This window comes from Microbacterium sp. IEGM 1404, from assembly GCF_030056775.1.
Lineage (GTDB): Bacteria > Actinomycetota > Actinomycetes > Actinomycetales > Microbacteriaceae > Microbacterium.
Map to the genome: position 1 here is coordinate 457,094 of NZ_JASHKP010000001.1, position 18,710 is coordinate 475,803.

Below are 18,710 nucleotides of genomic sequence, written 5' to 3' on the forward strand. Positions count from 1 at the left end.
TCCCCGCCCGGTCGGAGCCGGCCATCCGAGGCCGCGGTCCACGCCCGGCGGGCACTCTCGTGCCGCCGCAGCCCGGACCCGGTCGAGTGTCCAGGACACGCCGTGAGCGCAGCACCCGATGCGGCGTGTCTTGGACACTCGGCCGACGCGACGCGACGCGACCCGATGCGGTGCGGCGTGCCGCGGACACTCGACCGACGCCGCGGGGCGCGCTACGCCGGCAGCGTCTCGAGGAACGCCTCGAGCGCGATCCGGTACACCGGATCGGGGTGCGTCTCGGCGATGCGTTGCAGGGGTGGGAGATCGAGCGTGCGGATCAGGCGCCCCCGCTCGGCGACGGCGCCGTCGGCCCCCGCCGCCCGCAGCACGGCGATGCCCTCGCCGAGCGCCTCGAGGTAGTCGCGCAGCACGTCGACCTCGCTCAGACGCTGGGTGATGGAGCTGCGGTCGCGGCGTTCCCGCCACTCCACGACGACGTCGGGAACGACGTCGAACGCGGTCGCGAGCGTGTACATGCGCTGTGCGACGACCTGGTCCTCGTAATAGCGCCCCTCGGGGAAGCGCAGCCCGTGGGAGTGCCAGAAGTCGGTCCGGCTGAGCTTGGACCAGGCCACGATGTTCCCGGATGCCGCGGGGTGCTCCGTCAGCGTCGTCCCCGTGCGGGCGGGGTCGGTGGCCGCCGACACCCACGGTTGCACGTCGCCCGCGGTGTACCCCGGCCCGTCGGCGTCCGGCCGCAGCCGGACATACGCGCCCACCACGAAGTCGCTCCGGGAAGACTCGAGGGTGGTCCAGAGCCGTTCGAGCGCCCTCTCCCGGAGACGGTCGTCGGCGTCGAGGAACGCCGTGTAGGGCGTGTCGACGAGGTCGAGGCCGCTGTTGCGGGCGGCGCCGAGTCCGCGGGGCTCGTCGTGCTCGACGAGCACGAAGCGCGGATCGGCCGCAGCCGCGTCGGCGAACAGGCGCCGGGTGTCGTCGGTCGAGCCGTCGTCGACGAGGACGGCCCGCCACCGATCGAGGGTCTGCGTCTGCAGCGATCGCAGGGCTTCACCGGCGAACTCGGCCACGTCGCGGCCGGGGACGATCACGGTGATCGCGGGGGAACTCACCCGCGTGATCCTACGGCGGTCACCGCCTCGGCGACGGCGATTGCCACGGCGTCGAGATTCTGCGTCATGCGGTGGGGGAAAGTGAACCGGACGGCGGTGCGGGCGTCGTCGGGTTCGATGCCCAGGGCGAGCAGGACGTGCGAGGCCTCATCGCTGCCCGCCGCGCACGCCGAGCCGCTGGACGAGACGATCCCGCGCCGTTCGAGTTCGAGCAGCACCGTCTCGCCGTTCACACCGGGGAAGACGAAGCTGGCGGTGGCGGGCAGACGGTGCATGGGGTGCCCGGTGAGTCGCGCGCCCGGGACACCCGCGAGCACCCCGCCGATGAACGCGTCGCGCTGACGCACGGCGACGGCGGCTTCGGTCTCGCGTTCGGCCTCGGCCAGCGTCAGCGCGGTCGCGATGGCGACGGCGCCGGCGACGTCCGGGGTCCCCGACCGCCGCCCGCGTTCCTGACCGCCCCCGTGCAGCAGCGGTTCCAGGGGGAGTCGCCCGCGGACGGCGAGGATGCCGGTGCCCTTCGGCGCGCCGATCTTGTGCCCCGCGATGGTGATCGCGTCCGCCCCGATTCCCGCGAGCGGCAGCCACCCGGCCGCCTGGACGGCGTCGAGGTGCAGGGGCACGCCCCGGGCTTTCGCGACGGCGGCGAGGGCCGCGGCATCCTGAACCGTGCCGACCTCGTTGTTGGCGTACCCGACGCTCACGAGCGCGGTGTCGTCGCGGAGCGCGTCGGCGAGGGCGTCGGGGGAGAGCGTCCCGGTCTCGTCGACGGGGGCGTAGGTGACGTCGACGCCGTGCAACCGGGCGAGGTAATCGGCCGAGGCGAGGACGGATTCGTGCTCGATCGCGGTCGTGATCAGGTGCCGGCGCCCCGATCCGAGGACGAGACCCTTGATCGCGGTGTTGTTCGACTCGGTGCCGCCGGAGGTGAACACGATGTCACCGGTGCGCATGCCGAGGATCGCGGCGACGCGCGCGCGGGCGTCATCGAGAGCGGATGCCGCGGCCTCGCCGACCTCGTGGTGACTCGACGGGTTGCCGAACCACCGGGTGAGGTACGGCGCCATCGCCTCGACGACCTCGGGGCGGACCGGGGTCGTCGCGGCGTTGTCGAGGTACAGGCTCACGTCGTGCGGATGAGGATGTCGAGACCGAGGTCGAGCGAGGGAGCGGAGTGGGTGAGCGCCCCGACGGAGATGACGTCGACGCCCGTCTCGGCGATCGCGCGCACGGTGTCGAGCGTGACCCCGCCGGACGCCTCCACGACGACGCTCCCGGCCACCTTCTCGACACCGGCCCGCAGGTCGTCCAGCGAGAAGTTGTCGAGCATGATCGTGTCGACACCCGCGGCCAGGACGGCGTCGATCTGATCGAGGCGGTCGACCTCGACTTCGACGTGCGTGGTGTGCGGGAGTCGCGCGATAGCGCTTTCCAGCGCCTGCGTGAGCGGCAGACCGGATGCCGCGAGCACGGCGAGGTGGTTGTCTTTGGCCATGACGGCATCCGAGAGGGAGAACCGGTGGTTGTGGCCGCCCCCGTCGCGGACCGCCTGCCGCTCGATCGCGCGGAGTCCCGGCGTCGTCTTGCGGGTGTCGACGATGCGCGCGCCGGTGTGGGCGACGGCGGCGACGTAGCGGCTGGTGAGGGTGGCGATGCCCGACATCCGCTGCACGAAGTTCAGCCCGATCCGCTCGGCGGTCAGCACCGCCCGTGCGGGGCCCGTCACCACCGCGAGCACCTCGCCCGGGACGAACTCGGCGCCGTCGGCGACACGGATGTCGACGTCGATCGTCGGGTCGGTCAGCGTGAACGCCGCGCGGAACACGGCGGCCCCGCTGAAGACGCCGATCTCCCGGGCGATGAGTTCGGCGCGGGCGGTCGCGTCCCCGGGGATGAGCGTTTCGCTCGTGAGATCGCCCCACGGGGCGTCCTCCTCGAGTGCGGCGGTGACGACGCGGTCGATCGCGGCGCGGGTCAGCATGCGAGGGCCTCCTGTGCGGGAAGGGACGTCACGGCCGGGCCGGCCTCGTCGGCGCGGAAGTGGGCGCCGATGGATCCGGTGCGGGCGAGGGCGGCGGCGACGACGTGCTGCGCCACGAGGAGCAGTCCGGCGTCCTCCGCGGATCGGGGGCGGGGGTCCGCTGCCCACGCGGCGAGGACACCGGCGGCGCGGCGGAGGCCGTCGTCGTCGCGGACGAGTCCGGCGTGCTCCCACATGAGCTCCTGCAGGGCGGCACGGGTGAAGGGGGGAGCGCTGGCGGCCGCGACGACCGGGAGCGGGACGGCTGCCGGCGCCTCGACCGGCGGCCACGCGCGGTCGGTGGCCGCCGCCTCGCCGGCGCGCGCGCCGAACACGGCGCCCTCGAGCAGCGAATTGGATGCCAGCCGGTTCGCGCCGTGCACGCCGGTGCGGGCGGTCTCACCGACCGCGTACAGCCCCGGCACCGTGGTCCGTCCGTCGAGGTCGGTCACGACGCCGCCCATGAGGTAATGCGCGGCGGGAGTGACCGGAATCGGTTCACGCGACCAGTCGAGGCCGCGGGCACGGACGGCGGCGTCGATGGTGGGGAACCGCCGGGCGAGACGCTCGGCCCCGAGGGCCGTGGCATCCAGGCGCACGGGGCGTCCACCCTGCGCGGCCATCGCGCGGGCGTTCGCGCGGGCGACCACGTCGCGCGGGGCGAGTTCGCCGTCGGGGTGGGCGTCGAAGGCGAAACGGCGTCCGGCGTCGTCGATCAGGGTCGCGCCGTCGCCACGGACCGCTTCGGAGACGAGGAACGCGTCACCGACCGCGAGGGCCGTGGGGTGGAACTGCACGAACTCGAGATCGGCGACGGCGGCTCCCGCGCGCAGGGCCGCGGCGATCCCGTCGCCGGTCGCCGAGACGGGGTTGGTCGTGTGGGAGTAGAGCTGCCCGGCACCGCCCGTCGCCAGGATGACCGCGTCGCCGCGGAGGCGCCGCGTCGTACCGCCCGTCTCGACGTCGATGCCGACGACCCGTCCGCCCTCGATCACGAGCTCCCGCAGCATCGTGTGCTCGAGCACCTCGACGCCGCTCGCCGCCCGCACCGCGGCTCCGAGCGCGGCCTGGATCGCCGCGCCCGTGGCATCCCCTCCGGCGTGCAGCACCCGCGGGCGTGCGTGCGCCGCTTCGAGTCCCCGCGCGAAGTCGCCGTCGGCCGCGCGGTCGAAGGCGACCCCGCGGTGGACGAGTTCGGCGATCCGCTCGGGGCCTTCGGTCACGAGCGTCCGCACGGCGGCGGGGTCGTTCAGGCCCACGCCGGCGGTCAGAGTGTCGGCGATGTGCGAGTCGACGGTGTCGTCGATGGCGGTGACGGCGGCGACGCCGCCCTGCGCCCAGCGCGTGTTGGTGTCGGCCAGGGCGCCCTTGGTGACGACGGTCACCCGGCATCCCTTCTCCGCCGCGTGCAGGGCCGCGGTGAGACCGGCGATGCCGCTGCCGACCACGATGACGTCGGTCATTTCACGGCACCGTTCGGCTTGGCCGCGAGCATGCGCTCCAGGGCGACGGTGGCGGGTTCGGCGACATCAGCGGGCACGGTAATGCGGTTGACGACCTTGCCCGCGACGAGCGACTCCAGCACCCACGCGAGGTAGCCGGGGTGGATGCGGTACATCGTCGAGCACGGGCAGACGACGGGGTCGAGGCAGAAGATCTCGTGCTGCGGGTACTGGGCCGCGAGCCGCTGGACGAGGTTGATCTCGGTGCCGATCGCGAAGGTCGTGGGCTCGTCGGCCGCGGCGATGGCCTTGCGGATGATGTCGGTGGACCCGGCTTCGTCGGCCGCGTCGACCACGTCCATGGGGCACTCGGGGTGCACGATCACGCGGACGCCGGGGTGCTCCGCGCGGGCCTTGTCGATCTGATCGACGGTGAAACGGCGGTGCACTGAGCAGAAGCCGTGCCACAGGATCACCCGGCTGTCCTCGAGCTGCTCCGCGGTCGAGCCGCCGAGCGGCCGGCGCGGGTTCCACATCGGCATCTGCTCGAGCGGCACGCCCATCGCCTTCGCGGTGTTGCGGCCGAGGTGCTGATCGGGGAAGAACAGCACGCGGCGGCCGCGGGCGAAGGCCCACTCCAGCACCGTGCGCGCGTTGGACGAGGTGCACACGATCCCGCCGTGACGCCCGACGAACCCCTTGATGGCCGCGCTGGAGTTCATGTAGGTGACCGGGATCACGGGGACGAGGCCGTCGGCATCCGGGGTCTCGAGGTCGCCGAGCACGTCTTCGAGCTGCTCCCAGCATTCCTCGACCTGGTCGATGTCGGCCATGTCGGCCATCGAGCAGCCGGCCGCGAGATTGGGCAGGATGACGGCCTGCTCGGGTCGCGACAGAAGGTCGGCGGTCTCGGCCATGAAGTGGACACCGCAGAACACGATCGCCTCGGCCTCGGGGCGGTCCTTCGCCGCGTTGGCGAGCTGGAACGAGTCGCCGACGTAGTCGGCGTGCCGGACGACCTCTTCGCGCTGATAGAAGTGCCCGAGCACGACGACCCGGTCGCCGAGCGTCGCCTTCGCCGCACGGATGCGCGCATCGAGCTCGTCGTCAGAGGCCTCGCGGTACTCGCGGGGGAGTTCCCCCTGCCGCGGCGCGCCCGTGGGGATGACATCGCCCATCGACGAACCCGGGCCGTAGCCGGGTCGCGTGTCGAAGTCCCAGGGCCCCACGGCCAGGTCGGTCGTGCAGGTGGCGTCGGTGGACGCGCCTGAGACGATCGCCTGGATGACGTGATCGACGGAGGGGTCGATCTCGGGGCGGGGCTGCAGGGTGAGGGATGTCGTGCTCATGGGCGGTCCGATCAGTGACGGGACGTGAGCGGGCCGCGGTCGGCGAGCTCCACGTCACGGTTGTAGCGGTACAGGCGGGCGGGACGATGGCTCCCCGTGCGGAAGCGTTCGGTCGGGATGAGGGTGTCGGAGGTGTCGACCTGCCGGCGGAAGTTCGCCGGGTCGAGGCGGCGCCCGAGGATGGTCTCGGTGACTTCGCGCAGGTCGGCGAGGGTGAACTCGTCCGGCAGGAGTCCGTGCGCGATACGGCTGTAGCCGACCTTGTTGCGCAGGCGCCAGAGCGTGTACTCCACGATGTGGTTGTGGTCGAAGGCGAGGGCGGGCAGGGCGGCGGCGTCGAACCACTCGACGTTCTCGGGCGCGTCGCCCTCGCGGGCGTGGGCGGCGACCTGGGCGTCGACCTCGTCCGAGCGCAGGAGCGCCCAGTACACGATGGACACGACGCGGGTGGGTGAGCGGTCCACCGCCCCGAAGGCGTAGAGCTGCTCCAGGTAGCTCGGCGTGAGCCCCGTGGTCTCCTCCAGGGTCCGGGATGCCGCGGCATCCAGGCTCTCGGTCGGATCGAGCCAGCCGCCCGGGAGCGCCCACCGGCCGTCGTAGGGGTCGCGCGTGCGCCGGACCAGGGGGAGCGAGAGCACCGGCTCGTCGGCGTCGCGACGGACACTGAAGATGACGGTCGACACCGCGACGCGCACGTCGGCGTCGCGGGACTCGGGCTCGGGGGTTCGTGTCATGGTGACCATATCTCCGGGCCGATCTTAGTGTCATTCTGACCCGAAGGGCAAAACGGCGGTCTCCCAGCGGTCCCGCGTACCCTGGCGCTCGACTCTGGAGGTGCGGATGCCGCTCGTCGACATCGTGTTGATCGTGCTCCTCGCGCTCGCGCTCATCGTGGGCATCGCGCGAGGCTTCCTCGCCACGATCGGCTTCTTCGCCGGCCTCGCCCTGGGCGGGATCGCCGCGTACTGGCTCATCCCGTACGTCGGGCAGTGGGTCGTGGACTCGACCTGGCGCGGTGCGGCGATCGTCGCCGCGGGGGTGCTCCTTCTCCTGCTCGGCGCGGCCCTCGGCACCGCGGTCGGGAACGCGCTGCGCCGCGGGGTGGACCGCATCAAGCTGCGCGTCCCCGAAAGGATCCTCGGCGGCATCGTGAACCTGGCCGCCGCGGGCCTCGCGCTGTCGTTCTTCGCGGGCACGCTCACCACCGCCGGCATTCCGGTCGTCTCCGCCGCCCTGGCCTCGTCCACGGTGGTTCGGACGATCGACCGGATCACCCCCGACCCCGTGCGCGCCGCGCTCGCCGAACTCCGCGGCACGGTGTTCGCCGACGGCATCCCGCGTCTTGGTCAGCTCATCCAGATCGGTCCCGTGCCGAGCGCGCCCGCCATCGCGCTGGACGACCCCGCCCTCACGCAGGCGGCCCAGTCGGTCGCGCGCATCACGGGCACGGCGTACGCGTGCGGCATCACGGCGAGCGGATCCGGCTTCGTGGTCGCGGAGGACCGCGTCGTCACCAACGCGCACGTCGTCGCCGGCGTCGACGCTCCGCTCGTGGAGCTCCCGGGTCGAGAGGCGCAGGAGGGGCGCGTCGTCTACTTCGACCCCATCGACGACCTCGCCGTCATCGCGGTCGACGGCTTGGATGCCACGCCCCTCCCGATCGTTCCCGCGCTCGCCGTCGGGTCGGCCGCGGTCGTGCAGGGCTATCCGTACGGCGGACCGTTCACCTCCGGGAACGCCACGGTCGTCTCGGAGGGCACCGTGCCGGTCCCCGACATCTACGGCGACCAGTCCGCGCCGCGCGAGATCTACGCGCTCGGCGCCGTGGTGCGTCCGGGCAACTCCGGCGGACCGCTCCTGACGCCCGCGGGCGAGGTCGCCGGGGTGGTCTTCGCGCGGTCCGAGACGGACGACGACGTCGGCTACGCCATGACCCCGGCCGAGCTCGACCCCGTGCTGGCGCAGCTCGGGTCGCTGTCCGCGCCCGTGGCATCCGGCAGCTGCACGACCCGCTGACGCGCCGACGGGCTGTGGAGGCGCGCCGCCTCGGATATGCTGACGCCCACAAGTCCACACCGGCCCCATGATCGATGCGGGAGAGCTCCGGCGAACGCAGCCGGGCACCGAAGGAGCAAGCCTCCCCGCCAATCTCTCAGGTACGCGTACCGCGTCGATCGGGCCACTCTGGAAAGAGACCCGGGTGCAACCGGCCGGGTCCGCCGACGGTGAAAGCCCGCGTCCCCCGTGACGCCCGGGCGAAACTCTCAGGCTCATGACAGAGGGGGAGTTCTCAGGCGTCGACCGGCGTCTGACCGTCCTTGCGAACGGCAGAACTCATGACCGACACCCCCGCTCCACCGCGCTCGTCACCGCTGCACGACCGGCACGAGGCCCTCGGCGCCTCGTTCACCGACTTCGGCGGGTGGAACATGCCCGTGCGGTACACCTCCGACCTCGCCGAGCACCGTGCCGTGCGCGAGGCCGCCGGGCTCTTCGACATCTCGCACATGGCCGAGTTCTGGGTCCACGACGGCCGCGCCGCCGAGTTCCTCGACTACGCGCTGGCGGGCCGGGTCTCGACGATGAAGATCGGCAAGGCGAAGTATTCGCTCGTGCTCGCGGAGTCCGGCGGAATCGTCGACGACGTGATCGTCTACCGCACCGGCGAGCACTACTACCTCGTCATCGCGAACGCGGGCAACCGCGACGCGGTCGCCGCCGCGTTCGCGCGGGCGTGGGAGACGTGGTCGGCGGCCCAGGCGTTCCTCGACGGGCCGCCCCCGGGCGGCGAGTACGCGGTGGTGTCCGGAGGCGGCGCCCCCCTGGTGGAGGACGTCACCGACCACGTCGCCCTGGTCGCGCTGCAGGGGCCGCGCGCCCGCGGCATCCTCGAATCCGTCGCCGCGGTGACGATCCTGGGGACGCCGCTCGACGAGCTCGGCTACTACGCCTTCACCGAGGGCACCTTCGACGGCGACTCGCTCTTCATCGCGCGCACCGGATACACCGGCGAGGACGGGTACGAACTGCTCGTGCCCGTGGAGCGTGCCGCGGACCTGTGGGACGCCGTCCTGGATGCCGGTACCCCGGCGGGTCTGATCGCCTGCGGCCTCGCGGCCCGCGACACGCTGCGGCTCGAGGCCGGCATGCCCCTCTACGGCCACGAGCTCTCGCGCGACGTCGCTCCGGCGCAGGCCGGCCTCGGCCGCGTCGTCGCCGTGGACAAGCCCGCGTTCGTCGGCAAGGACGGCCTCGCCGCAGGACCCGCCGACGCCCCCGTGCTGGTGGGCCTCGTGTCCGAGGGCAAGCGCGCCGGTCGCGCCGGCTACGCGGTGCTGCACGGCGACGACACCGTCGGCGAGATCACCAGCGGAGCGCTCAGCCCCACCCTCGGCCACCCCGTGGCCATGGCCTACGTCTCCCCGGCCGCGGCCGAACCCGGCACCACCCTGACCATCGACGTCCGAGGGACACGCATCCCCGCGACCGTCACCGCCCTTCCCTTCTACCGGAGGAACGCATGACCGACCTGACCGCACTCCGCTACACCTCCGAGCACGAATGGATCGCCGTCGACGGCGACGTCGCCACCGTCGGGATCACCGATTTCGCGGCCGAGAAGCTCGGTGACGTCGTGTTCGTCGACCTCCCCGCCGCCGATGCGGCCGTCGCCGCGGGCGACGTGTGCGGCGAGATCGAGTCGACCAAGTCGGTCGGCGAGCTCTATGCACCGCTGACCGGCACCGTCGTCGAGGTCAACGACGCGGTCGTCGACGACCCCTCGCTCGTCAACGCCGACCCGTTCGGCGACGGCTGGCTCGTCAAGATCCGTCTCGACGGCGATCTCCCCGGCGATCTGCTCGACCGCGCCGCGTACGAGGACCTCACGGCATGAGTCTGACCACCGCTCCTCGAACGGATGCCGCGGCCCCCGCCGCCTTCACCGATCGCCACATCGGCATCGGCTCCCACGACCGCGCCCGCATGCTCGAGGTCGTCGGGTACGACAGCGTCGAACACCTCGTCGAGACCGCCGTTCCGGCATCCATCCACGTCCGTCCCCGCGAGACCAGCGACCTGCCCCCGGCCGCCACCGAGGCCGAGGCGCTGGCGGAACTGCGCGAACTCGCCTCGGCGAACCGCTCGGCCCGGCCCCTGATCGGTCTCGGCTACTACGACACCTTCACGCCCTCGGTGATCCAGCGGAACGTGCTCGAGAACCCGTCGTGGTACACCGCCTACACGCCGTACCAGCCCGAGATCTCGCAGGGCCGACTGGAAGCGCTCATCAACTTCCAGACCATGGTGACCGACCTGACCGGCCTCGCGACGGCGAACGCGTCGATGCTCGACGAGTCCACCGCGGTCGTCGAGGGCATGCTCGTCGCCCGCCGCGCGTCGAAGGCGAAGACCGACGTCTTCCTCGTCGACGCCGATGCGCTGCCGCAGACCAAGGCGCTCCTCGCGCACCGCGCCGCCGCCGTCGGCATCCGCCTCGTCGAGACGACGTACGACGGCGAGGTCCCCGAGAGCTTCGGCGCGTTCGTGCAGTACCCCGGGGCCACCGGCCGGGTGTGGGACTTCTCCGACGTCGCGTCGGCCGTCCACCGCCACGGCGGTCTCGTCGTCGCCGCGGCCGACCTGCTGGCCCTGACGCTGCTGCGGTCGCCCGGGACCCTTGGCGCCGACGTCGCCGTGGGGACGACCCAGCGCTTCGGTGTGCCGCTCGGCTTCGGCGGACCGCACGCCGGGTACATGGCCGTGCGCACCGGCCTCGAGCGGCAGCTGCCGGGTCGGCTCGTGGGGGTGTCGGTGGATGCCGCGGGCAACCCCGCCTACCGCCTGTCGCTGCAGACGCGCGAGCAGCACATCCGTCGCGAGAAGGCGACGTCCAACATCTGCACCGCGCAGGTGCTCCTGGCCGTGATGGCGGCGATGTACGCCGTGTACCACGGCCCCGACGGCCTCCGCGCGATCGCGACGCGGGTGGCGCGGACCGCCGACGCCCTGGCATCCGCCCTCGCGGCCTACGACCTGCACCTCGCCGCGGACGCGTTCTTCGACACGGTCCGTGTCCATGTTCCCGGTCGGGCGCAGGACGTCGTCGACCGCGCCCGTGAGCGCGGCTACCAGCTGCTGTGGGTCGACGACGCCACGGTGGGCGTCTCGGTCGACGAGACGACGACGGATGCCGACGTCGCCGCGATCGTGGCATCCTTCGGTCTGCCCGTGGAGGAGCTGCCCGCGGGCGAGGCTCTGCGCGGCGTTCCGGAGCGGCTGCACCGTGACGACGAGTTCCTCACCCACCCCGTCTTCCGCGCGCACCGGAGCGAGACGGCGATGATGCGCTACCTCAAGACGCTCGCCGACCGCGACTACGCCCTCGACCGGGGCATGATCCCGCTCGGCTCGTGCACGATGAAGCTGAACGCCGCGACCGAGATGGCGGCGGTGTCCTGGCCCGAGTTCTCGCGCGTGCACCCGTTCGCTCCCGAGGCCGACGTGCACGGATACCTCGCGATGATCGAGCAGCTCGAACGCTGGCTCGCCGAGGTCACCGGGTACGACGCGGTCTCGCTGCAGCCGAACGCCGGCTCGCAGGGGGAGCTCGCGGGGCTCCTCGCCATCCGCGGCTACCACCACGCGAACGGCGACACCGCCCGCACCGTGTGCCTCATCCCGTCGTCGGCGCACGGAACGAACGCGGCCTCCGCGATCCTCGCCGGCATGCGCGTCGTCGTCGTCGCGTGCGACGAAGCCGGCAACGTCGACCTCGACGACCTGCGGTCCAAGATCGCGCAGCACGCCGACGAGCTGTCCGCCCTGATGATCACGTACCCCTCGACCCACGGCGTGTACGAGCACGATGTGCTGGAGATCACGCAGGCCGTGCACGACGCCGGTGGCCAGGTCTACGTCGACGGGGCGAACCTCAACGCGCTCCTTGGGTTCGCCCGATTCGGCGACCTCGGCGGCGACGTGTCGCACCTCAATCTGCACAAGACGTTCGCCATCCCGCACGGCGGGGGCGGGCCGGGCGTCGGCCCGGTGGCCGCGAAGGCCCACCTCGCACCGTTCCTGCCGTCCCACCCGTTCGCCCAGCGCGCGGATCACGCCGGCGGCGTGTTCGACGGCGGACCCGTGTCGGCCGCCCCGTACGGCTCGGCCGGCATCCTGCCGATCTCGTGGGCCTACGTGCGGATGATGGGCGCCGAGGGTCTCCGACAGGCGACCGCGGCCGCCGTGCTGTCGGCGAACTACATCGCCGCCCGCCTGCGCGCGCACTACCCGGTGCTGTACGCCGGCGAGGGAGGGCTCGTGGCGCACGAGTGCATCCTCGACCTGCGCCCCCTCAAGGAGCAGACCGGGATCACCGTCGACGACGTCGCCAAGCGCCTGATCGACTACGGCTTCCACGCCCCGACGATGTCGTTCCCCGTGGCCGGCACCCTGATGGTCGAGCCGACCGAGAGCGAAGACCTCGCCGAACTCGACCGGTTCGTGGATGCCATGATCGCGATCAAGAACGAGGCCCTCGCGGTCGCCGCGGGGGAGTGGCCCGCCGACGACAACCCGCTCGTGAACGCTCCGCACACCGCGGAGGCCGCCGTCGCCAACGAGTGGCCGCACGCGTACCCGCGCGAGACGGCGGTGTACCCGCAGCGTTCGCTCGTCCGCGGCAAGTACTGGCCGCCGGTGCGCCGGATCGACCAGGCCTACGGCGACCGCAACCTGGTCTGCTCGTGCCCGCCCCCGGAGGCGTTCGCGTAGGCCGTCCGGCCGCGAGACTGCATCTGCCTGACATCTCCACTGCAGGCTGCAATGGAGATGTCAGGCTCGTGCAGTCTCGCGGACCTCGGGGATGCCTCGGTCGTTGCGTCCCGGCACATGGTCAGCGGTCGGAGCGGAGGAGGCGCCGGAGGCCCGCCAGCTGAGAGAGATCAGGAGGGGAATCCGGTGCGAGGCCGGCGGACAGCAGGATGTCGCGGAAGGCCGACGGGTCGACAAGGTCCGCCCACGACCAGTGCGCCACCGTTCGCGCGCCATGTCGGCGCAACCGGCGGTCCCGCTCCTCCCGCGCACGCAGTATCGCTCGTGGATCGCCGAACCTGCCGTCGTACTTGAGGTGACCGTCGGCCTCGCCGGCGACTCGGGCCCCCGGCCACCACATGTCCGTACGATCGCCCTCGTCGTCCGAAGATCCGATCCAGTGCTGCAGTTCGGGGGCGGGGAACCCCCACCACTCGGACGCTGCGCGGCTGACCGACTCCAGCGCGGACTCCGCCGCGCCGTCAGCTCGTTGCAGCGCCCAGCGCGCTCGACGGCGCCCTCGAGCGGAAGCGCGTTCTTCGTTGAGTGCCGCCAGCACGGCGGGGGCGACCGCCCCCCGGCGCATCGTGGCATCCGCCATCACGAGACCCGCGGCCGGATGGCGAACGCGAGCGATATCGATACACGTGTCGGCCGGAGAGGTGAGCAGAACGCCACTCACGTCCTCGACCACTCGGTCAGCGTGAGCACTGGTATGGACGCGGACGCCGGTGACGCGGCGTGATGTCGCCGCGTCATCCGCGAGCACATGAACAGCCTCGACCGGCCCCACAACCGGCATTCCCCACATCATCGCCGCCGACTCGAGGCACAGAACGGCATCGGGATGCCGAAGGAGGTGCGCGTGCACGCGGGCGAGGTCGCGTTCCCACCGGGGGAGCCGATGCCAGTCGTTCGCCGCCGCGTACACCCCGCGCAGGACGGGCACGACCTCGCCCCGGCGGATGCTCCGCGTCGAGTGCGTCAGATCCGTCGCGCGCAGCAGCGGTATCGGTGCCGCGCTCAGTATCGATGTCACGATCTCAGGCTGTGGCATCCCCGTCTGGTTTCCGTTGTTGTCCACAGCCGCCGGGCGCGCTCATCTCCGTGTGGAGGAGGGGCCCCGCGCCGGCGCCAGTCGCCGAGACTGCATCTGCCTGACATCTCCACTGCAGGCTGCAATGGGCATGTCACTGACGTGCAGTCTCGCGGCCTCCGGTGCGGCCACCGGGCGGTCGGGACCCGGGCCGGGCGGGGCCCTGGCCGCCCCGCCCGGTCGCCCCGGGGAACCCACAGGGTGCATTGGGTAGGGTGCCCCTGTGCACCTCGGGCAGTACCAGCAGAACACGATGACCTCGCGACGCCGCCTCGTCAGGCTGGCCGTCCTCGGCACGGCCGCGGCGGTCGCGCTGGCGGGCTGCTCGGCCTCCGACCCCGCCCCGCAGGAGGAGCCGCCCGCACGGACGACGCTCACGCTCGGCGTGGTCGGCACTCCGACGAGCTTCAACTCCGAGTCCATCCACGGCGACACCGTCGCCAACCGCGCGATCGCCGCGCTTCTGGACGAACACCTCGGCACCCTCGACGGCGAACTCCAGGTCGTGCCCAACGACGGCCTCGGCCGCATCACCCGTATCGAGGGCGACCCGCTGACCGTCAGCTACGAGCTCTTCCCCGACCGGGTCTGGTCGGACGGCACCCCGATCACGCTCGACGACCTCATGTTCGGCTGGGCCGTCTCCTCGCACTACTTCGACGATGCGACGTACGACGAAACCGGTGCCGTCGTGTCCGGCACGCGGTACTTCGAGACGGCGGACCTGCCCGACCCCAACGCCCGCACGTCGCGTCCCACGCTCGACCGCGCCGCCGACACCCTGACCCTCACCTACGACGAGCCGTTCGCCGACTGGAACCGGCAGTGGCTGCTCGACCGCCCGGTGCACGTCGTCGCCGCGAAGGCGGGCGTGACCGTCAAGGAGCTGATGACGGCGATCCTGACCACGGCCGAGGGGGACCCGTCCGCCCCCGTCGCCCCGAACCCCGTGCTCGCCGCCGCCGCGGCGGCGTGGAACACCGGTTTCGACGCCACCGATGGTGCGCTGGACCCCGCATCGGCCGTGGCATCCGGACCGTGGACGATCGGCGAAGCCACCAGCACGTCGCTATCGCTGGTGCGGCGCGACGATTATCAGGGCGGCCACTACCCGGCGCTCGAGGGCGTGACGATCCGGTTCTTCCCCGATCAGGCGTCGCAGGTGGCGGCGGTCGCGGCCGGCGAGGTCGACGTCGCCAACATCGGCGAGCCCGACGCGACCGATCTCACGACGCTCGCCGACGCCGGCGTGAACGTGACGACGGGACCGACGGCTCAGACCCTCCAACTGCGGTTCACCGACACGACGCCGAACGCGCTCCGTCAGGCGATCAGCCTGTCGCTGGATCGGGATGCCATCGTCGAGGAGGCGCTCGGGAAGGTCCGTCCCGACGCGCGCCCCCTGCAGTCGTTCCTGTCGTCGCCCGCGACCGGGCCCACCTATCGGCAGCTGACGTCCGGTAACGGCGCCCCCGGGACGGGGAGCGACGTCGGTGCCGCACGATCGGCCCTGGACGACCGACCGGCCGTGCTCCGCGTCGCGTACGACGCGACGGATCCGGTGTCCGCGAGCGTGTTCTCGCAGATGGTGAGCATGGCAGCCGAGGCGGGCATCGCGGTGCGCGCGGCGACGGACACCGACATCGCGGATGCCACCCTCGCCTGGGTCGGAGAGGACGAGAGCCTCTACCGCTCGGCGCGCGACCGTCTGGCCGAGGGCGTCACGACCGTCGACGCCGAGAAGACATTCGACCAGATGACGCGGGACACCGACCCCGTCGATGTCCTCGCCGCCGCGAAGGAGATCGATCAGGCCCTCTTCGAGGCCTACGCGGGTGTGCCCCTGCTCGAGCGCACGGGTGCGGTGGCGGTCGGCAAGGGCGTCGGGGGAGTGACGTACACCTCGGAGCCGAACGGCGTCCCGCCGTCCTTCTGGACGTGGACGCCGCCGGCACCCTGACCCGACGAGGACATGCTCACGACGTCGGACTGGGCGACGGCGAGGGCGACGGGGGAGCGAAGACGCCGGGCCACCACGCTGCGGCGAGCGGGTACCCGACGAAAGCGATCACGTCGATGAGCGTGTGGGCCACCACGAGCGGCATGACACGCCCCCAGCGCCGGTAGCACCAGCCGAAGACCAGGCCCATGACGACGTTGCCGAGTGCCGACGGCCAACCCTGATAGAGGTGGTAGCTTCCGCGCAGGAGCGCCGTCGCGACGATGATCGTCGTCCAGGACCATCCGATCCGCCGCAGGCGATCGAAGAGATAGCCGAGGAAGATCACCTCCTCCGTGAGCCCCGCGCGCAACGCCGCGAGGACGAGCAGGGCGATCACCCACCAGGAGGAATCCAGCGGCGCCGGCACGACGGTGATGCTCTGGCCGAGGAGCCGACCCACCGCGTAGACCCCGATGCCGGGGACCCCGATGAGGGCCACGAGGGCGAGGCCGCGGAGCACGTCCGACCCGAACCGGCGGAAGTCGAGACCGATGCGTCGGAGCGCGTTGTCCGCGGGCTCCCACAGCAGGTAGATGGCTAGGGCGACGAGCGCGAGCGAGAAGAAGATGCCGAGAAACTGATAAACCGCATCCCAGAACGGCTCATCGCTGCGGGAGGGGTTCAGTTGCGTCTGCTGCTGTGAGATCGGTGCTCGTGTCGCGGCGCGGACGAAGGCGACGACGGAGTAGATCGCCGACTGACCGACGCTCACCAGAAGGACGAGCGCGATCTCCCACGGGAGTCTTCGACGGCGGAAGGCATCTTGTTCGATTCCGGGATCGAACACGCCCATGGTGCGCGGCATGTTGTCAGATTGCCACATGGAACGGCCTTCGAATTAAAGGTATGTAACGGTTTCCCCAGGAGTTTTGACCAACGCAGAGCGTTTACCTATCGTTTCCGTATCTACGGCCCCCCGCTGTCCCGGCAGTTCCGGGGTGCCGTCAAACCTTGCACAGGAGGCAAAGTGTCTGAAAAGACTCGGCGCACGCGCGCCCTGGCGGCGGGAGCAGGTGTCGCCGTTGCGGCGCTCGTGCTCGCCGGCTGCACCACCACCGCCACGCCCGACGCGGGCGCGAGCAGCGGCGGTACCATCACCATCGCCACGACCAACGCGTTCACCTCGTTCAACGGCGACACCCCCGAGGCGAACCTGGACACCAACGGCATGGTGGGCTACCTCACCGGTGTCAGCGGCGGCCTCGGCCTCGGTGGCTTCCAGCGCCTCGACAAGGACTTCAGCGTCCTCGACAACACCGACTTCGGAACGTACGAGAAGATCTCGGACGACCCGTTGACGGTCAAGTACACGATCAACGAGGGCCTCACCTGGTCCGACGGCGAGCCCATCAACGCCGACGACATGCTCGTCAACTGGGCCATCAACTCGGGCTACTACGACGACGCCAAGCTCGACCCCGCCTCGGGCGAGGTCACCAACGGCGGCACCCAGTACTTCACGCTCGCCGGCAGCACCGCGGGTCTGGACACCACCGCGTTCCCCGAGATCAGCGACGACAACATGTCGATGACCCTCGTCTACTCGAAGCCGTTCGTGGACTTCGAGCTCGTGAACCCGATCGGCAAGCCCGCCCACGTGCTGGCCGAGAAGGCCGGCGTCTCCGAGGCCGACTTCATCACGCTCCTCAAGGACACCCCCAAGGGCAACCCCGAGGCGCCCGTCGCCCCCAACGCGACGCTGAAGGCCGCGGCGGACTTCTGGAACACCGGCTACGACGTCACGGCCATGCCGACCGACCAGAGCCTCCTCGTCGCGAGCGGTCCGTTCATCGTGACCGACTTCACCCCCGAGCAGAGCATCACGCTGGGCAAGAACCCCAACTACAAGGGCAGCATGTCGCCCAAGTACGACCAGCTGATCATCCGCTTCATCGGTGACGCCAACGCGCAGGTCACGGCCCTCCAGAACGGCGAGGTGCAGGCCATCCAGCCGCAGGCCTCCGCCGACACCCTGACGGCGCTCGAGAACGCCAACGCCACGGTCCACTCGGGCAGCCAGCTGTCGTACGACCACGTCGACCTGAGCTTCGGTGGCGTGTTCGCCGACGCGAACGTCCGCGAGGCCTTCCTGAAGACCATCCCGCGTCAGCAGATCCTCGACTCGATCATCAAGCCGGTCAACCCCGACGCCGAGGTGCTCAACTCGCAGATCTTCCTGCCGACGGACGGCGACCAGTACACCACGGCCGTCGCGGCCAGTGGCTACGACAAGTTCACCGAGCCCGACATCGAGGGTGCCAAGGCGCTGCTCGCCGGTGCGACCCCGACGGTCCGCATCCTCTACAACACCAACAACCCCAACCGTGTCGACAGCTTCCGCGCCATCCAGCAGTCGGCGCAGCAGGCGGGCTTCAACATCGTCGACGCCGGCTCGCCCGACTGGAGCTCGCTCCTGGGCAGCGGCAGCTACGACGTGTCCATCTTCGGATGGATCTCGCCCGGCGCCGGTAACGCAGCCCTCCCGCAGATCTTCAAGAGCGGCGGCGGCGGAAACTACAACAACTACAGCAACGCCACCGTCGACACGCTCGTCGACGAGAGCCAGGTCACGACCGACCCGGCGCAGCTCGCTGACATCAAGGTGAAGATCGACGCAGAGACGGCCAAGGACTTCTACGGTCTGCCGCTGTTCCAGCTCCCCGGTCTCTTCGCCGACAACGGCACCGTCCAGGGCATCGACTACTTCGGTGGCCAGACGGGCATCGTGTGGAACGCGCAGGAGTGGACGCTCGCGGGTTGATGACCCGCTGAATCCCTCGTGAGGCGCCGGAGTCGCTCGGCTCCGGCGCCTCACTTCGTCTGCGCGCGGTGCACCCCACCCCGGTGCATGCGCGACTATCCTTTCCTGGGCGCCCACAGGC

14 protein-coding genes and 2 riboswitches are annotated in these 18,710 nt (G+C 71.3%); of the genes, 6 read left to right on the plus strand and 8 right to left on the minus strand.

Translation table 11 applies throughout. The annotated features are described in order from the left end of the window. Nucleotides 1–212: 212 nt before the first annotated feature. From QM517_RS02410 to QM517_RS02435, 6 genes are read right to left on the minus strand one after another with little or no spacing between them, the layout of a single operon-like run. Nucleotides 213–1,109, minus strand: coding sequence for a glycosyltransferase family 2 protein (locus QM517_RS02410; protein WP_283284928.1), 897 nt, complete (start codon nucleotides 1,107–1,109; stop codon nucleotides 213–215). Further along, complete coding sequence (locus tag QM517_RS02415; RefSeq protein WP_283284930.1) at nucleotides 1,106–2,236, minus strand: cysteine desulfurase family protein; 1,131 nt, start codon at nucleotides 2,234–2,236, stop codon at nucleotides 1,106–1,108. Before QM517_RS02415 ends, QM517_RS02410 begins: the two co-directional genes overlap by 4 nt. Further along, entirely contained in the window at nucleotides 2,233–3,090 is an 858-nt protein-coding gene (gene nadC / locus QM517_RS02420; RefSeq protein WP_283284932.1) for a carboxylating nicotinate-nucleotide diphosphorylase, read from the minus strand. Before nadC ends, QM517_RS02415 begins: the two co-directional genes overlap by 4 nt. Then, the gene (nadB, locus tag QM517_RS02425) at nucleotides 3,084–4,592 is read right to left on the minus strand and encodes an L-aspartate oxidase (protein WP_283284934.1); all 1,509 of its coding nucleotides are present in this window, start codon (nucleotides 4,590–4,592) and stop codon (nucleotides 3,084–3,086) included. The genes nadC and nadB overlap by 7 nt, the downstream gene beginning before the upstream one ends. Continuing rightward, complete coding sequence (gene nadA, locus QM517_RS02430; protein WP_283284936.1) at nucleotides 4,589–5,920, minus strand: quinolinate synthase NadA; 1,332 nt, start codon at nucleotides 5,918–5,920, stop codon at nucleotides 4,589–4,591. Before nadA ends, nadB begins: the two co-directional genes overlap by 4 nt. 11 nt (nucleotides 5,921–5,931) lie before the next feature. Continuing rightward, the gene (locus tag QM517_RS02435; protein WP_283284938.1) at nucleotides 5,932–6,654 is read right to left on the minus strand and encodes an NUDIX hydrolase; all 723 of its coding nucleotides are present in this window, start codon (nucleotides 6,652–6,654) and stop codon (nucleotides 5,932–5,934) included. Nucleotides 6,655–6,760: 106 nt separating this feature from the next. Here QM517_RS02435 and QM517_RS02440 point away from each other — a divergent pair, with 106 nt between their 5' ends. The 4 genes from QM517_RS02440 (at nucleotide 6,761) to gcvP (ending at nucleotide 12,691) form a co-directional block, all read left to right on the plus strand. Next, nucleotides 6,761–7,936: a MarP family serine protease gene (locus QM517_RS02440; RefSeq protein ID WP_283284940.1), complete on the plus strand. Its 1,176-nt coding sequence runs from the start codon at nucleotides 6,761–6,763 to the stop codon at nucleotides 7,934–7,936. Nucleotides 7,937–8,003: 67 nt separating this feature from the next. Continuing rightward, a riboswitch (glycine riboswitch) is annotated at nucleotides 8,004–8,098 on the plus strand. Further along, nucleotides 8,099–8,209, plus strand: a riboswitch (glycine riboswitch). Between the two features lie 47 nt (nucleotides 8,210–8,256). Next, the gene (locus tag QM517_RS02445) at nucleotides 8,257–9,444 is read left to right on the plus strand and encodes a glycine cleavage system aminomethyltransferase GcvT (protein WP_283284942.1); all 1,188 of its coding nucleotides are present in this window, start codon (nucleotides 8,257–8,259) and stop codon (nucleotides 9,442–9,444) included. Beyond that, nucleotides 9,441–9,815, plus strand: a complete 375-nt coding sequence (gene gcvH, locus QM517_RS02450; RefSeq protein ID WP_077051803.1) for a glycine cleavage system protein GcvH — start codon at nucleotides 9,441–9,443, stop codon at nucleotides 9,813–9,815. The genes QM517_RS02445 and gcvH overlap by 4 nt, the downstream gene beginning before the upstream one ends. Then, nucleotides 9,812–12,691: an aminomethyl-transferring glycine dehydrogenase gene (gene gcvP, locus QM517_RS02455; protein WP_283284944.1), complete on the plus strand. Its 2,880-nt coding sequence runs from the start codon at nucleotides 9,812–9,814 to the stop codon at nucleotides 12,689–12,691. The genes gcvH and gcvP overlap by 4 nt, the downstream gene beginning before the upstream one ends. A gap of 121 nt (nucleotides 12,692–12,812) precedes the next feature. On the opposite strand, the gene QM517_RS02460 is transcribed toward gcvP, so the two are convergent. Continuing rightward, nucleotides 12,813–13,769, minus strand: a complete 957-nt coding sequence (locus QM517_RS02460) for a hypothetical protein (RefSeq protein ID WP_283284945.1) — start codon at nucleotides 13,767–13,769, stop codon at nucleotides 12,813–12,815. 280 nt (nucleotides 13,770–14,049) lie between these two features. Between QM517_RS02460 and QM517_RS02465 the strand changes: the two genes are divergently transcribed. Beyond that, nucleotides 14,050–15,786 carry an ABC transporter substrate-binding protein gene (locus QM517_RS02465; RefSeq protein WP_283284947.1) on the plus strand — a complete coding sequence of 579 codons (1,737 nt, stop codon included), beginning with the start codon at nucleotides 14,050–14,052 and terminating at the stop codon, nucleotides 15,784–15,786. Nucleotides 15,787–15,802: 16 nt separating this feature from the next. Here QM517_RS02465 and QM517_RS02470 read toward each other — a convergent pair whose 3' ends face one another. Beyond that, nucleotides 15,803–16,633, minus strand: coding sequence for a CPBP family intramembrane glutamic endopeptidase (locus QM517_RS02470; protein ID WP_283284949.1), 831 nt, complete (start codon nucleotides 16,631–16,633; stop codon nucleotides 15,803–15,805). Nucleotides 16,634–16,795: 162 nt separating this feature from the next. Here QM517_RS02470 and QM517_RS02475 point away from each other — a divergent pair, with 162 nt between their 5' ends. Further along, complete coding sequence (locus QM517_RS02475; protein WP_283284951.1) at nucleotides 16,796–18,589, plus strand: ABC transporter family substrate-binding protein; 1,794 nt, start codon at nucleotides 16,796–16,798, stop codon at nucleotides 18,587–18,589. Nucleotides 18,590–18,710: the final 121 nt, after the last annotated feature.